17 protein-coding genes and 8 tRNA genes are annotated in these 13,889 nt (G+C 42.5%); 10 read left to right on the top strand and 15 right to left on the bottom strand.

The window, feature by feature from the left end:
* The first annotated feature begins 6 nt into the window (after positions 1–6).
* From truB to CBS1_RS03730, 7 genes are all read left to right on the top strand, one after another.
* Positions 7–999: a tRNA pseudouridine(55) synthase TruB gene (gene truB, locus CBS1_RS03760; RefSeq protein ID WP_052107183.1), complete on the top strand. Its 993-nt coding sequence runs from the start codon at positions 7–9 to the stop codon at positions 997–999.
* A 3-nt stretch (positions 1,000–1,002) separates the two neighbouring features.
* Positions 1,003–2,067 carry a DUF933 domain-containing protein gene (locus tag CBS1_RS03755; RefSeq protein ID WP_033191915.1) on the top strand — a complete coding sequence of 355 codons (1,065 nt, stop codon included), beginning with the start codon at positions 1,003–1,005 and terminating at the stop codon, positions 2,065–2,067.
* A gap of 32 nt (positions 2,068–2,099) precedes the next feature.
* Entirely contained in the window at positions 2,100–2,339 is a 240-nt protein-coding gene (locus tag CBS1_RS03750) for an extracellular matrix/biofilm biosynthesis regulator RemA family protein (protein WP_033191914.1), read from the top strand.
* 27 nt (positions 2,340–2,366) lie between these two features.
* Positions 2,367–3,566 (top strand): TIGR04013 family B12-binding domain/radical SAM domain-containing protein, encoded by a 1,200-nt coding sequence (locus CBS1_RS03745; RefSeq protein ID WP_033191913.1) that lies wholly within the window; start codon positions 2,367–2,369, stop codon positions 3,564–3,566.
* 17 nt (positions 3,567–3,583) lie between these two features.
* Positions 3,584–3,883 (top strand): hypothetical protein, encoded by a 300-nt coding sequence (locus CBS1_RS03740; protein ID WP_033191912.1) that lies wholly within the window; start codon positions 3,584–3,586, stop codon positions 3,881–3,883.
* Positions 3,884–4,233: 350 nt separating this feature from the next.
* Positions 4,234–5,490 (top strand): TrpB-like pyridoxal phosphate-dependent enzyme, encoded by a 1,257-nt coding sequence (locus CBS1_RS03735; protein WP_033191911.1) that lies wholly within the window; start codon positions 4,234–4,236, stop codon positions 5,488–5,490.
* Between the two features lie 30 nt (positions 5,491–5,520).
* A complete protein-coding gene (locus tag CBS1_RS03730) occupies positions 5,521–6,636 on the top strand; it encodes an ABC transporter substrate-binding protein (protein ID WP_090222680.1) in 1,116 nt (371 codons plus the stop codon).
* Between the two features lie 64 nt (positions 6,637–6,700).
* Here CBS1_RS03730 and CBS1_RS03725 read toward each other — a convergent pair whose 3' ends face one another.
* From CBS1_RS03725 to CBS1_RS03655, 15 genes are all read right to left on the bottom strand, one after another.
* Complete coding sequence (locus CBS1_RS03725) at positions 6,701–6,964, bottom strand: stage V sporulation protein S (RefSeq protein ID WP_033191909.1); 264 nt, start codon at positions 6,962–6,964, stop codon at positions 6,701–6,703.
* A 118-nt stretch (positions 6,965–7,082) separates the two neighbouring features.
* A tRNA-Arg gene (locus CBS1_RS03720) sits at positions 7,083–7,159 on the bottom strand.
* Positions 7,160–7,188: 29 nt separating this feature from the next.
* Positions 7,189–7,264 (bottom strand) — tRNA-His (locus tag CBS1_RS03715).
* Between the two features lie 30 nt (positions 7,265–7,294).
* A tRNA-Arg gene (locus CBS1_RS03710) sits at positions 7,295–7,371 on the bottom strand.
* Between the two features lie 36 nt (positions 7,372–7,407).
* Positions 7,408–7,483: transfer RNA gene (locus tag CBS1_RS03705), tRNA-Gly, on the bottom strand.
* A gap of 5 nt (positions 7,484–7,488) precedes the next feature.
* A tRNA-Pro gene (locus CBS1_RS03700) sits at positions 7,489–7,565 on the bottom strand.
* A gap of 111 nt (positions 7,566–7,676) precedes the next feature.
* On the bottom strand, positions 7,677–8,015 hold the full coding sequence (locus CBS1_RS03695) for a cupin domain-containing protein (protein WP_033191908.1): 339 nt from the start codon (positions 8,013–8,015) through the stop codon (positions 7,677–7,679).
* Positions 7,978–8,643: an RNA-binding cell elongation regulator Jag/EloR gene (gene jag, locus CBS1_RS03690; protein WP_033191907.1), complete on the bottom strand. Its 666-nt coding sequence runs from the start codon at positions 8,641–8,643 to the stop codon at positions 7,978–7,980. Before jag ends, CBS1_RS03695 begins: the two co-directional genes overlap by 38 nt.
* Positions 8,644–8,696: 53 nt before the next feature.
* Positions 8,697–10,043 (bottom strand): membrane protein insertase YidC, encoded by a 1,347-nt coding sequence (yidC, locus tag CBS1_RS03685; protein ID WP_033191906.1) that lies wholly within the window; start codon positions 10,041–10,043, stop codon positions 8,697–8,699.
* A complete protein-coding gene (gene yidD / locus CBS1_RS03680) occupies positions 10,040–10,336 on the bottom strand; it encodes a membrane protein insertion efficiency factor YidD (RefSeq protein WP_090222682.1) in 297 nt (98 codons plus the stop codon). The genes yidC and yidD overlap by 4 nt, the downstream gene beginning before the upstream one ends.
* Complete coding sequence (gene rnpA, locus CBS1_RS03675; RefSeq protein ID WP_033191904.1) at positions 10,308–10,703, bottom strand: ribonuclease P protein component; 396 nt, start codon at positions 10,701–10,703, stop codon at positions 10,308–10,310. The genes yidD and rnpA overlap by 29 nt, the downstream gene beginning before the upstream one ends.
* Positions 10,685–10,819, bottom strand: a complete 135-nt coding sequence (gene rpmH / locus CBS1_RS03670; protein WP_033191903.1) for a 50S ribosomal protein L34 — start codon at positions 10,817–10,819, stop codon at positions 10,685–10,687. The genes rnpA and rpmH overlap by 19 nt, the downstream gene beginning before the upstream one ends.
* A 111-nt stretch (positions 10,820–10,930) precedes the next feature.
* A tRNA-Phe gene (locus CBS1_RS03665) sits at positions 10,931–11,006 on the bottom strand.
* 44 nt (positions 11,007–11,050) lie between these two features.
* Positions 11,051–11,125, bottom strand: a tRNA-Val gene (locus CBS1_RS03660).
* A gap of 20 nt (positions 11,126–11,145) precedes the next feature.
* Positions 11,146–11,221: transfer RNA gene (locus CBS1_RS03655), tRNA-Glu, on the bottom strand.
* A gap of 247 nt (positions 11,222–11,468) precedes the next feature.
* Between CBS1_RS03655 and CBS1_RS03650 the strand changes: the two genes are divergently transcribed.
* The 3 genes from CBS1_RS03650 to CBS1_RS03640 are packed head-to-tail and all read left to right on the top strand — an operon-like array spanning position 11,469 to position 13,617.
* Positions 11,469–12,305, top strand: a complete 837-nt coding sequence (locus CBS1_RS03650; protein ID WP_033191902.1) for a VIT1/CCC1 transporter family protein — start codon at positions 11,469–11,471, stop codon at positions 12,303–12,305.
* Positions 12,306–12,349: 44 nt separating this feature from the next.
* Positions 12,350–13,111 carry a TSUP family transporter gene (locus CBS1_RS03645; RefSeq protein WP_241685566.1) on the top strand — a complete coding sequence of 254 codons (762 nt, stop codon included), beginning with the start codon at positions 12,350–12,352 and terminating at the stop codon, positions 13,109–13,111.
* Positions 13,112–13,134: 23 nt separating this feature from the next.
* Positions 13,135–13,617, top strand: coding sequence for a GNAT family N-acetyltransferase (locus CBS1_RS03640; protein WP_033191900.1), 483 nt, complete (start codon positions 13,135–13,137; stop codon positions 13,615–13,617).
* Positions 13,618–13,889 lie beyond the last annotated feature (272 nt).

Here is a 13,889-nt window from a genome sequence, read left to right as displayed (position 1 = left end):
TAAAACATGAGCAGAAAGACTTGGAGTGATGTTGTGCTACCTACAGTTTCTGGAATACTCTTGGTAGACAAGGAAAAAGGGCCGACGTCTCATGACGTTGTGGAACGAATAAGACGGTTACTCCGAATAAGACAAGTCGGCCATGCCGGGACATTGGATCCGTTTGCTACTGGACTTCTTATCGTTGGTGTAGGAAAAGCTACGCGACTACTTGAGTATCTACAACATGAAGACAAAGTCTACAAAGTAAAGTTCAGATTGGGAATAATCACAGATACGTTTGATATAACCGGTCAAGTTATGGAAGACCATTCTGAAGAAGTATCGAAGCTTTCTGAAGAAGATGTGTTGCATGCGATAAGATCCTTTGTGGGTACGTACAAACAGGTTCCACCAGCGTATTCCGCTAAGAAATATCAAGGAAAAAAGCTGTATGAACTTGCAAGGAAAGGGAAGATCATAAACCTTCCTCCGCGAGAAGTAACGATATACGATATTTGGGGCATAAAAATTTCCTTACCTGAAATAGAGTTTACAACGAAGGTCTCTTCGGGCACGTATATAAGAAGTCTGTGTATGGACATAGGCTACAAGTTGGGTTGCGGAGCAACGGCGGTGGAACTTAGGAGGATATCCGTTGGAAAGTTCGTAGTTGAAGATGCAATTATGATTCCAGAACCTAAAAATTTTGATTCTGAAACTTTCGAGAATTTGCAAAGGGTGGTGCTGGAAAATTTAATCCCGTTGGAGAGAGTGCTTGATTTTCCAAAAATAATTGTAGGAAGCCAGGAGAAAGTATACAACGGTGTTCAGCCGAAAGTGGAAGACATTATGGAATATGAAACCTTTAAGAAGGACCAGTTAGTTCAGTTGTTTTACAACGGGAAACTAATTGCAATTGCACGGGCCGAGAGGAATTCGGATTTTATCGAGACGTTGAAAAGACACAATAGAAACGAACGAATCGCAACATTATTAAAGGTATTCAAGGAGGAATAGAAAATGAAGGTAGGAATCGTTGGTCTGTCCCAAGTTGGTAAGACAACGATATTTTCATTGCTCACCGGGATTGAAGTGGACCTGTTTTCTCAGGAGCATCAAAAAGGAACCGCAAAAGTTCACGATAAAAGGGTCGATATCCTTGCAAAAATGTACGAACCAAAGAAGGTAACGTACGCAACGCTAGAATTCTTCGACACACCAGCTTTGAAGATAAAAGACATAAAGGAAAGAACAGCCGTGTTCAATGCTATTCAAAACGTCGAAGCAATGCTCATAGTTGTTCGAGCGTTCAGAAGTGACAATGTTCCGTATCCCGAAGTAGAAAAGCCAATAGATCAACTTAAAGCCACGTTGGACGAGTTCTTATTCAGAGACCTCGACGTGGTAACAAATAGAATCAGCAGATTAGAAAACGCAAAGAGAAAGCTTGAGCCAAAAGAAGAAGTAGAACTCAAACTCTTGAAACGTTTGCAAGAGACCTTGGAAAACGAGCAACTGTTGTCGAAGATAGAGCTTACAGACGAAGAAAAGAAGATGCTTGGCGGTTTTTCCCTCGCTACGTTGAAGCCCATAGGTGTTGTGGTCAACGTTGATGAAGAACAATTCGCTGAAAAGAATTACGAAACAAAAGATGAAGTCTTAAAACTTTGCCAGGACAACGGATTTGCCTATGTCGAACTGTGCGGAAAATTGGAGATGGAACTGAACTCGTTGAGCGAAGAAGAGAAGATGGAGTTTCTAAAGGAACTGGGAACAGAAGAAACTGGGATCGAAAGGCTCTCAAGAGCACTTTACACCCAATTTGGACTGATTTCGTTCTTCACAGTTGGTAAAGACGAAGTCCGAGCTTGGACCCTTAGAAAGGGCGCAACTGCAGTCGATGCAGCAGGTGTGATTCACAGTGATTTGGCAAGAGGCTTCATCCGCGCAGAGGTTATAAAATACGACGATTTAATAAGACTTGGTTCTGAAAAGGCGCTAAAGGATGCAGGATTGATGAAGCTTGTTGGAAGAGATTACATCGTTGAAGATGGTGATATAATAACAATAAGGTTCAATGTATAGAAAAGTAAAGACGGCGAAATGGGGGTAGGAATATGTCCGAAGCAGTTGCGAGGATAAACGAGAACATCTACGTTGTAAGAGACAGGGTGGTCGCCGTAGTACCTGTCACGTCGACGGTTTCGAGGCGCATAAGGGCAAGTAACCAAATCGGTGGTAAGATGGTTAACTTGTCGTATGGAAAAGAGTGCAAATCGATAATTTTCATGGACAGTGGGCATTCACTACTTCTTGCAGAACCAGCACTCGAAGTAAGGAAGAAGATATGGGGTTAGTAGGAGGTATTTCAAAAGAGGGAAAGTATGTTTAAACGACTTGTATTCAGAACAACAAAGCATAATCGGTACAGTGTAACAGCAATCGTTGGAGCCATACTAAGTGAGGTCAACGACATAGAAATCTTAGAAACTAAAAATGTTGCTGAAATCTTGCAGTATCCGGTAACGGATACTGCAGTTGCTTTTTCATTTATGACATTCGATTTGGATACAGTCGTTGAAGAGTTAAGGCTACTTAAGAGCCACGGTTACACGGTAATTGCAGGTGGACCTCACACGACGGCTTTACCTTTTGAAATGTTGAAACTCGGGTTCGATTATGTATTCCTTGGCGATGGAGAAGAGAACATCGTTAGGTTCCTAAAGGGCGAGAGGCCTGAGAACAGGATGTTCGATGGGATAAAGAATCGAGTTGATCTGAATAAATTTCCGCCCATATGCGAGAAAAAGAAGTTATTTATGCCTATAGAAATTTCAAGAGGATGCCCCTTTGATTGTGGTTACTGTCAAACACCGAGGTTGGCGGGAAAGGTAGTAAGACACAGGGATATTGAACAGATAGTTGAATACGAGAAAATTTCTGTAAAACACGGTAAGACCATCGCTAGATTCATCACCCCAAATGCCTTTGGATACGGCAGTAAGAACGGTGTCACACCAAGACCGGATATTGTGGATGAATTGCTTTTCAAAGTAAAGTCCACAGGTGTTAAGGAAATTTACTTCGGCACGTTTCCATCTGACGTAAGGCCCGAGAGTGTCACAGATGAGATGGTCAAGGTCGTTAAGAAGTACGTAAACCATAATTACGTTGTAATAGGCGCTCAAAGTGGTAGCAACAGGATTCTCAACCTTATACGTCGGGGTCACACCATTGAGAAAGTCGAAGAAGCACTTGAAATCTTGGCCCAAAACGGTTTTTACGCGAAGGTAGACTTCATTTTTGGCTTTCCGTTCGAAACAAAAGAGGACGTAGAGCAGACGTTTAATTTCATAGAGAAAATTGTGAAAAAGTACAACTCTAAGATTCACGCACACACATTCATGCCACTTCCAGGTACTCCACTTGCCAGCGTCGGACCTGGTATTTTACAAGATTACCACTACAAATTCTTAGGACAACTCGCAGCCAAAGGTATCCTCGATGGTTACTGGCTAAAACAAGAGGAGCTAGCCAAGAAGGCGGCTCAAAATATAAAACTCAAGGCGGGAAACTCTTTTTGAGGGGGTAGGGGGCAGGTATGACGATTAGAAGAGAGTACGTTCATTCTTGCGATCCAGAAAGACTTTACGAAATTGCTATGAAAGAAGTTGAGCCGTACATCTCCAAGTTCAATGTGAAGATAACAAGAGTTAGCGAGAACATCTTCGAGGCGAAGGTGAGTATATTTGGGAAAGGCACTATAGAAATTCAGAATGACAGAATCATAATAACGGTTGACTCTTCCTTCCTTGGAATGCCTGGTATGAAAGAAAAGGTTGAAGAGATGATGGATAAATACATGAATGAATTGATTGAGAAATGCAAAGCACAATCGTGAGAATGTATTGTGAACCAAGAAATTTTTCCTATATTGACTTTTTTCAGAGCCTTGTGATAAAATACGTAAAACGAACAAATCAGCGCAAATCAGTTCATAATGCTTCAAGGCGGGATGATTATGGGAAAGAACACTTCGAACCTAACGGTTAATCAAAAACCAATATTTTCCAAGAATTTCTGGTGGTGGTGGACAACCGGTGGTTGTCCGCCAGCTTGTTGTTGCCGTAGCAAACTGTAGGCAACGACAAAACGAAATCATGTGGACAATCGCCGGGTACGAATTAAGACATCGTACCCGGCTTTTTTTATTTAAAAGATGATACTAACGCTTGAGAAGGAGGGGGTTTTATGTTTAGAGAAGTTGTGTATTTAAAACCTGAGGAGATGCCTAAAAGTTACTACAACGTGCTTGCAGATTTGCCGTTCAAACTTGATCCGCCACTTGATCCTGCAACGGGTGAGCCGATGAAACCTGAAAAGCTGCTTGCGATATTTCCTGAGCCATTGCTTGAGCAAGAAATGAGTGACGAAAGGTTCATCCCCATTCCAGAACCTGTTCTGAGAGAATACGCCGTCTACAGACCGACACCGCTTGTTCGAGCACGGTTTTTGGAAGAATACCTCGGAACTCAAACGCGAATTTACTACAAATACGAAGGAGTAAGCCCAACCGGTAGTCATAAAACAAACACGGCACTTGCGCAGGCGTACTACAACAAAATTAGTGGGACAAAGACGCTGGTTACTGAGACAGGAGCGGGGCAGTGGGGGAGCGCTCTTTCGTACGCTGGTGCGAAGTTCGGTTTAGAAGTTCGTATCTTTATGGTTAAAGTCAGCTTCTACCAGAAACCTTTCAGAAAGTTGCTAATGAACATTTTCGATGGGAATGTCGTCCCTAGTCCAAGTAGTCTGACGCGATTTGGCCAAAAGTTTGATGGTGAACATCCCGGAACACTTGGAATAGCCATCTCTGAAGCGATAGAGACTGTACTTAAGCAAAATGATGCAAAATACGCATTGGGCAGCGTCTTAAATCACGTGTTGTTACACCAAACGGTGATTGGTCTTGAATTGAAAGAGCAGCTTAAAAAATTGAAAATCATACCCGATATGGTCGTTGCCTGCCATGGGGGAGGCTCGAACTTTGGTGGTACAATACTTCCATTTATCCCAGATGTTCTTAACGGAAAAGACATAAAAATCATTGCGGTTGAACCAGAGAGTTGCCCATCTCTAACAAAGGGCGAATATCGGTACGATTTTGGGGATACAGCAGGTCTGACACCGATGATGAAGATGTACACGCTCGGCAAAGATTTCGTCCCTCCGGCAATCCATGCAGGTGGATTAAGATACCACGGAGCAGCACCTATCGTTTCCAAACTACTTCACGAAAAACTCATTTCGGCAGTTGCCGTGAGTCAAGATGAGGTATTCCAAGCGGGGAAACTCTTTGCAAGAGTTGAAGGGATCGTCCCAGCACCCGAATCGGCGCACGCGGTTGCGTATGTGATTAAGGAAGCTAAGAAAAACGAGAAAAAGACGATTGTTTTTACACTTTCTGGTCATGGATATTTTGACTTGAGTGCTTATATTAACGCATAGTTAAACGCTGAGAAAGGAGGCTTTTGTTGTATGGTTGCTAAAAAATCGATTGTAGTACCTTTCTTGTTAATATGTCTGAATATTTTTGCAGTTGTGAAGGTAGGAGTTTTACTGCCGCTAACAGGTCCACTTGCAGCTGCAGGTGATTTGGTGAGAAAGGGTATAGAACTTGCCCACGAGGAAAAACGTACGGTTCTTGGTGATCCAATCCAACTTGTCTATGCAGATACCAGAAGTGAGAAGACAGAGGCGGCAAACGCAATGTCGAGATTGATAGACAAAGATAAAGTTGTAGCCGTGATAGGAGAGATAATGAGTGGAAATTCTATGGCTGCAGCAGAGATAGCTGAGAGCAGGAAGGTTCCACTTCTATGCCCTGCATCCACAAACCCACTCGTTACGCAGGGAAAACGGTTCGTTTCAAGGGTATGTTTCATAGATCCCGTTCAGGGAACAGCACTGGCGGAATTTGCTGCAAGGAATCTGAAGCTGGATAAAATAGCTGTCTTTACAGATATCGAACAAGACTACAGTGTCGGATTGTCGAATTATTTTATTGAGCGGTTCAAAAAATACGGCGGTAAAGTACTACAGGTTCAGTATAAGACAGGTGACCAGGAGTTTAGCGCACAGATTTCCCAAGCGATAGCTTTTGGTAGCCAAGCAATCCTGATTGCCGGTTATTACAATGAAATTGCCTTAGTTGCACAGCAGGCAAGGTCTTTGGGATTCAAAGGAGCCATTCTTGCTGGGGACGGGGCAAATGCTCCAGACTTAATTAAGATAGGAGGAAGCGCAGTTGAGGGGCTGTACTTTTCTGACCACTACCATCCAGACGCAGCAAAGACAAGTACGGCAAAGAAGTTTGTGAATTTGTATGAAAAAAAGTACGGTGAAAAACCATCAACACTTTCTGCACTTGGATATGATGCTTACATGATTTTGCTGAAAGCTATTGAAAATGCCAAGTCCACGGATCCTGAAAAGATAGCGCTTGCTGTAAGGCAGATAACGAACTTTGACGGAGTTACTGGTTTAATCAGCATCGGCAAAGACGGGAACGCAACGAAGGATGTAGTTATTCTGGTTGTCAAAAGCGATGGCATGAAATTCTTTAGCAAGGTATCATCCTTATCTCTGAAATAGTATTTCAAAAACAAAAAGCGGTCCGTTTGGACCGCTTTGTTTTAGTAAGTTTTAATTTTTAGTTTTATTCTCTGGGGAAGACAATGAACTTAAGTGCTGTTCTTGTTTCATTTTCTACCGTTACATCCGTGAATGCTGGAACGCAGACGAGGTCATAGCCACTTGGTGCAAGGTAACCTCTTGCAATTGCAACTGCTTTGACTGCCTGGTTGACAGCACCAGCACCGATTGCCTGGATCTCGGCTTTGCCCTTTTCTCTAATAACTCCAGCCAAAGCACCTGCTACCTTGTTTGGGTTTGATTTTGAAGAGACTTTTAGTACTTCCATAGTTCTACCTCCCCTTTTCTGGCGCCTGATAGTTCAGTAGTTTGTTTTAAGCACTGGAGAATGGCAACCGTACTTCTCGACCGTGTTTGCAAATAGAACGCTATTGTTTTTCAAAATCTGGCGCGCCCGGCAGGACTTGAACCCGCAACCATCGGATCCGAAGTCCGACGCTCTATCCAGTTGAGCTACGAGCGCGTCCCTGATGATTATGTTATATAAAAAACTGGGGTGGCTAGAGGGATTTGAACCCTCGACCACCTGATCCACAGTCAGGCGCTCTGCCAGCTGAGCTATAGCCACCACAGATAGTTTTCTATTGAGTTATTCTTTTGGCGCGGCCGGCGGGACTCGAACCCACAACCCTCGGATTAGAAGTCCGATGCTCTATCCTGTTGAGCTACGGCCGCAAACCAACTTTTGGTGCAAAGCTTACCAAAAGGTTCTGGAGCGGGCGACGGGACTCGAACCCGCAACCCTCGGCTTGGAAGGCCGATGCTCTACCAATTGAGCTACACCCGCATCGCTGGTCGGGGCGACTGGACTTGAACCAGCGTCCTCCGGTTCCCAAGACCGGCGCGCTAGCCAACTGCGCTACGCCCCGACACGAAAGACCGAAAGTTATTATAGCACAGTCGTTTTTGAGTGTCAAGTAAACGAAAGAGATAAAAGTACGTTAATTTTGTGTTGATTGTGGAGCACTAATTAAGTTGTATTATTCGCCGCCTTCCTTTGGAATGACGCAGATGAAGGACGCTTCTTTATCAGTGAAGTTATGGAACTGGTGTTCCTCGTTTGGTTCAACGAACACGAAAGAACCTTTTGAAACCTTTATCCTACCATCCTTTTTCACAACTTCGAGTTCCCCATCAACCACAAATACTTCGTGTTCCCACGGATGAGTATGGTACGGTGTGGAGGCACCTGGTTTTAAGGTAAAAAGCCTCATCACAAAATTTGGTGCGCCATCCCTCGGACCTATAAGAACACGTTTCAATATATTACCACCGTCAATTTCAAGTGGTTGCATTTCTGAAATGTTTCCTATCTTCATTATTCTTCCCCCTCCTTTTTGCTTCTATTACTACGTACCTGTAAGGTTCCAAACCTTCGGAGTAAGTATGTATATCTTTGTGTTTCTTGGCAAGCTCATGTACGATTTTTCTTTCGAATGCAAACATTGGATCCAGTTTTACCTTGCCGAATTTTCGAGCACGTTCAATCGCCGTTTCAACGATCTTTTCTAATTGTTCTCTTCGCTTTTCGCGGTAATTTCCTGCGTCGATGATAACAGTGACTTTTGTGTCTGTTAATCTGTTAAGATATATGTTCGCAAGGTGTTGCAGTGCGCCCAATCCTTTTCCGTGCTTGCCGATTAGCTTTCCGATTTCTTCGCTGTGACACGTTGCAATGAATGTTTTACCGCGACTTGCTATTTCGACAAAGTAATCGACACCGAAGCGTTTGAAAATTTCTTCCAGAAATTCTCTGAGCTTTCTTTCATAGTACTTGTTTGTTATCGTGATTTCTACTACCGCATCTCTTGCAAAAAGTCCAAATATCCCATGAGTTCCTTTGTCGATAACGTTTATTTCGTACTCTCCGTCCAGAACGTCGTGTTCGGTTCTGAACTGCTGAAGTATCTCATCAACACTTTTTCCTACGTAGTTTATCGTCTTCAAGTCACCCACCCCTTTGTCTTACTGCGTACTTTCTCTCATGTTTATTTTTTGGTTTATGCCTTCTTTTTCTGGACTCCCCAGAGTTCGTGATGAGTAATGCCTTTAATCTTGTACCTCTTGTAGATGTAGTAAGTTATACCAAGCTGAATTATTGAGTTCATAGTCCAGTACAAGAATATACCGCTTGGTAAACTTATGAAGAAGAATGGGAATATGGCCCCCATGAGTATTTGTTGCCATGCTGTCCTGCTGTCTTGACTTGTGATAAGTGCAAGGTAGTAACTTGTAATTATCGTTATCACAAGGAACAGCCAGTTATTTGCCCATCCACCAGTGGAAAGGTCTTTCCAGATCAAGAAACCTGGGGATACGGAGAAGAGTTCCTGGTAGCTTTGAATTACTCCGTAAAGTAGCATAAAGATCGGTAGTTGGATAAGTAACATCAAACAACCACTTGAGGGGTTAATTTTGTTTTCCTTGTAAAGCTTCATTAACTCTTCTTGCTGCTTTTGTGGATCTTTGTACTTCTTCTTGATAGCTTCAACGGCTGGCTGTAGTTTTCTCATCTGAATCATCTGTTTGGTCTGCGCGTGGTAGAAGGGATAAAGTACTAGCCTGACTATAATGGTGAATATGATAATCGTTAGACCAAAGTTTTTTGTGAACGAGTTTATCCAGCTGAAGAACTCGTTGAGGCCATCGGATATAAAACTGTACCAGTTTCCAACACCTGGAATAGTTTTTACAAGCGTTGCCAGCCTTTCGTAGTCTTCTTTGAAAACATGTTTCACAACGACTTTCTTGTAAGGTCCCATGTAAACTGTGAAGTTGAAGTCTTTTCCGACAACATGTGTCTGATCCAATTTACCTGAGAATTTAACGATCGATGAATAATCCCTATCAGGTCTAAATGAGACGAAGAAATTTACCGCTGAGCGAATCGTTGATTTGTCCCAAATTAATGGTAGTGCTACTTTAATTTCCTCTGGAGAGTGAATCTCTACATCGAAAGTGTAAGTGTAAAACCTTTTGTCAAAAGAATAGACCTTTTCAATCCCGTTTTCGTAGTTGAAAATGACTTTTACACTCTCATAGGAATCTTTCGAATCTTTTGATCGTTCTGCGTACTGAATATGGTACGTTGGTGTCGCGACTGAGAGTTTTTCGCCTTGTGAGTCAAACAGATCGAAGCCATCGTTGTCGTTTACGTAAAACAGGTATGCTCTGCCGAGCATATGTGAAACCTTTTGCAAATTACCATCCTTACCTAATTCTACCTGAAGATATTTCGACGTGATGACAATAGAATCAACACGTTCTTCAACAAAGAATCCAGCAAAACCAGTCAACCCCACTATCATCGTTATTAACAACAAAAAAATGACGGTTAGTTTTCTCAATTCGACCGCCTCCTTTGGATGCTATTTATTTTTTGATGTTCTTTCGAAGCGTTCTTTTGGTGTACATGGAATACTGAGAACTCTTCAGGGACAGGATCGTATCCACCTTTTGAGAGAGGATTACATCGGAGAATGCGCCAGAAACCCAGGAGGAGTCCCTTGAAAACACCAAACCTTTCCACAGCTTGATACGTGTATGTGGAACAAGTTGGTTCAAACCTGCATGTCGGAGGTTTTAGAGGAGAAATGTAATTTTGGTAAAATCTAATAACTGCCAGTATTGCTTTCCGCATCAATTAACCTCTCAAAGTTCTCCAAAAGTGATTCACAAACGCTTTTGTAACTGCTGTTTTCAAATTTTTCAGACAAGGCTCTCCTCGCTATAACGATAAAATCGTACCCTTTTGGAATAATATCTTTGTTCAGCCTAAAGCATTCACGGATCCATCTTCTCAATTTGTTTCTGCGGTTCGCCTTTCCAAATTTCCGTTTAACGATAATAGCCAATCTGCTGTAATCAAGTCCGTTTTTCTTGTAAAGGACTACAAAATTCTCACTCTGAATTGCCTTTCCGAATCTAAAAACGAGGGATATATCCCTCCTGAGTCTCAGGCGCTCTCTCTTTCTGAACGTATACCTTTTCAGACCGTGAGTCTCCATCTACCTGTTCTTCTTCTGTTCTTCAAAACTCTTCTTCCACCAGGCGTGGACTTTCTTGCAAGGAATCCATGTGTTCTTTTCCTCTTAATGCGAGACGGTTGGTAAGTTCTCTTCATAGCACTTCCTCCTCTTCTTTCTATAGTAGGTCTAATTCCGATTATACCAAATCTTTCTGTTTATTCAACACGTGATTTTTTGATTTATTTCACTTAATATAAACAAAAAACTGGTGGCCAGGGACGGAATCGAACCGTCGACACGTGGATTTTCAGTCCACTGCTCTACCAACTGAGCTACCTGGCCACCTTTAAGTTTTTATATAATCATTTCGATTCATTTTTTCCACCTGGTGGGTGCGGCAGGACTTGAACCTACGACCTTCTGCTCGTAAGGCAGACGCTCTCCCTCTGAGCTACGCACCCAACCAATCCTGTTTAAAAACTGGCGCCCCCAACGGGATTCGAACCCGTGCCGCTGGCTTGAAAGGCCAGTGTCCTAGACCGCTAGACGATGGGGGCGTTCATTTGACAACTTCACTTTTTTCACGTGATTTGTCCGTGAAATCAGTGACCGTTACCAATAATACCAAAGAAAAAATTTTTGTCAAGTGGGTTTGAATATGTTCGTATGAAAAGAAAAGGTTAACATTTTGTATCGGATAGCTGAGAAAATATTCTTTGCTTTCTTTTTTGACGTTTCAAGAGACGGACCTGTGGTATAATGAAATTAAGTTTGTAACTGTGCTATGGAAGGGAGGTATTGGATGTGTTTAGAGTGTTGTTCTCCAAGCTAAGACCAAAATCAAGACCAGCACTTGCCAGTGATGCTTTTCGAAAAGGTGATCTGGAAACTCACAGAAAACTCCACTCACCAGAACAGATAGGAAAAGAACCATGGCACAAAACTGAGCAAGGCAAGTACATTGGCCAAGCCGTTTACGGGGCAAGTGATGGTATCGTGACAACGTTTGCCGCAATTTCCGGAATAGCGGGAGCTAACCTGAATCCGAAAATCGCCATTATCGTTGGTTTGGCGAACCTTTTTGCGGATGGTATTTCTATGGCAATAGGCGATTATCTTTCAGAGAAATCGGAGAAGGACTACATAAGATACGAGAAAGAACGTGAGATGTGGGAAGTTGAACACATGCCAGAAGCCGAAAAGCTGGAAGTTAAAGAGATCTACAAGAGAAAAGGTCTAAGTGGTGAGAAGTTGGAAAATCTTGTGGATGCAATTACGAGTAATAAGGAGATCTGGGTAGATACGATGTTGCATGAAGAACTAGGGCTCTTTGAGGACGACACTAATCCTCTGAAAAGTGCCGTTGTGACGTTTTTGTCTTTTGTCATCGCTGGTTTCATGCCGTTGATTGCGTATGTATTTGCTTCGCAATCCCAGATTTTGGCGCAAAATCAGTTCTTGGCATCGTGTATCATAACCGCTGCAACTTTGTTCTTTGTTGGGGCGCTTCGCCAAATTGTTACCGGTGTAAAGTGGTACAAAGGCGGTATCGAAATGCTATTTGTGGGTGGTCTTTCGGCAGCGGTTGCGTATCTGATAGGTTGGGTGTTGGAGAAGATCGTTCATATTACTACACTATAAAACGCTGAATACTAAACATTAATCACATAAGGTGAGTGGTTAGCGTGAACCTGAAAGATTTAATAGTGCTTTATCCTTTGATTTTTTTAGCTGGATTTGTCGATTCTATCGCCGGGGGTGGAGGGCTCATTTCCCTTCCAGCTTACCTTTTTATAGGCCTTCCGAGTCACAATGCACTCGCAACGAACAAACTTTCGTCAACGATTGGAACGATTTTCAGCACGTTGAGGTATGCAAAAGGTAGAGCCATAGTTTACGTTGTTGCTGTTCCTTCTGTTATTGGTTCACTCATAGGCTCACATATCGGCGCAAGGCTTGCTCTTGTACTAAGTGATAGCGTTTTGAAAGTTATCTTGGCTTTCTTAATACCTTTTGCGGCTGTGGTTGTGCTTTTAGCAAATCCGAAGAGATCTGCAACGTATGAAGTAGAAAATATTTCCAAAATCCGCACCATTTTAATTTCTGGACTCATTGGCCTAACCATAGGAATGTACGACGGCTTCTTTGGACCGGGGACTGGCACATTTTTGATAATACTCTACGTTAGTGTATTATCCCTGGATCATATAAGTGCATCGGGGACTGCGAAGATAGTGAACTTGGCTTCCAACGTTGGTGCGCTTTTGACTTTCATTGTCGGTGGCAAGGTCATGTATTCTATAGGGTTGCCTGCAGCGCTCTTTGGAATTGCTGGTAATTGGATTGGTTCAGGTCTTGCGTTGAAAAAAGGGGCAAAGATTATCAAACCTGTCATAATAGTTGTTCTTATAATTCTATTCACCAAGGTCCTAATGGATTTAGTTTGATTGATATCCAAGGGGTGAGATTTATGGGTGATATGTTGGTGAAATTGTACGAATTGCCAGAACTTGAAAGTGCATTGGAAGAAGTGAGGAAACACGGAATAATCATCAAGCGTCCCATAGGCCCTGAGAAATATTTTGTCGTTGAATGGGTTAGGGAAAAGTTTGGTAATCACTGGGCAAGTGAAACCGATATGACGTTTTCTAACAAGCCCATCTCGTCCTTCATAGCTATAGATGAGAAGACAAACAAAATTGTTGGGTTTGCCTGCTACGATGCTACAGTCCGCGGCTTTTTTGGACCAACAGGAGTAGACGAAGCCTACCGAGGTAAAGGAGTAGGCAAAGCACTTCTGCTTGCCTGTTTGCACGATATGTTGAATGTAGGGTACGGATACGCTATTATCGGTGACCCAGGACCAGTAGAATATTATAAAAAGACCGTAAATGCGATAGAAATCGAAGGCTCTTACCCAGGGGTCTACAAATACATGGTCCGGGAAATTTGAATTCGAATTTTCTATACCTACACAAGTCCCCTTATGGCAAAGCGTAAGGATTTTTCGATGTTTTTCATTTTCTCACATATGATAACGTTACCATGTTTTCGTGAAATTCAACGAATATAGGCCAAATGAACAGATAAATAGCGATTCAAACCTTAAAGGCGAGATTTTCCGTTCTTTTTAGTGTATACGAGTTTTTGTTTTTAAGGTTGTATTTGTGGTTAAATATATATGATAACGTTACCACATATTTTCACAACCAGCTAAACAAACGG

The organism is Fervidobacterium changbaicum, from assembly GCF_004117075.1.
Classification (GTDB): Bacteria; Thermotogota; Thermotogae; order Thermotogales; family Fervidobacteriaceae; genus Fervidobacterium; species Fervidobacterium islandicum.
This window is presented reverse-complemented; position numbering and strand designations above follow the sequence as displayed.